The 783-nt window shown below is 74.1% G+C and carries 1 protein-coding gene; it reads right to left on the bottom strand.

Annotated features, from left to right (window positions below; translation table 11 throughout):
• Window positions 1–783: LCP family protein (locus tag ACZ6JE_RS15085; RefSeq protein ID WP_464319459.1), on the bottom strand; the 783-nt coding region annotated here is incomplete at both ends.

The raw sequence follows: 783 nt of genomic DNA, 5'->3' as shown, positions 1-783 counted from the left end.
CGGTGGTCTCGGGGGTCTCGGTCTCGGGGGCGTCGGGGGCCGCGGTCTCAGCGGGAGTCTCGGGAGCGGGAGCGACTGCGGGGGCCTGCACGGTGACGCCGTCGGTGCCCAGCACGACCGTGACGCTCGTCACCTGACTGGAGGCCACGGCGACGGCACCCGGCAGGTACGCCGCGACGGCCTTCGCCTGGGCCTCCTGCCCGGCGGGGTAGTTGACGACCGTGGCCGCCGTCGACTCGGCCGAGGCCGGTGCCGCCGTGACGAAGCCCGCCGCGGCGAGCGCGTCGGTGGCCACGGTGGCGGCGCCGGTCACGCCGCTGGCGTTGGCCACGCTGACCGACACGTCGGCCGGAGCCGCCGCCGTCGCGTCGGTGTACGCCTGGGGCGGACCGACGAGACCCTGGATGAACGCGGGCATGGCGCCCTCGTCGACCTCGACGACCGACAGCGCGCTGCCGCCGACGTAGACCGTGGGCGTGCCGAGGATCGGGATGGTGGCCGAGCGGACGTTCTCGGGGCGGAGGTCTCTGACCTGGTTGGCGAGCTGCAGGAAGTTCAGCCCCGCGTCGGTCTCCATCGACGAGCTGACGGCGTCGAGCACGGAACCGAGCTTGGCGGGGTTCAGGAGGGTGCCGGCCGAGAGGATCTTGCGGGCCTCGACGCTGAGGAAGTACTGCTGGCGCACCTGCCGGTCGAGGTCGCCGCCGGGCAGCCCGTGCCGCTGCCGCACGAACGACAGCGCCTGCTTGGCGTCGAGCGTGGAGACGCCGGCGGGCAGGTTCA

The organism is Frigoribacterium sp. AC759, assembly GCF_979256015.1.
The sequence above is the reverse complement of the archived record's forward strand: the minus strand, read 5'-3'. Positions and strand labels throughout refer to the sequence as shown.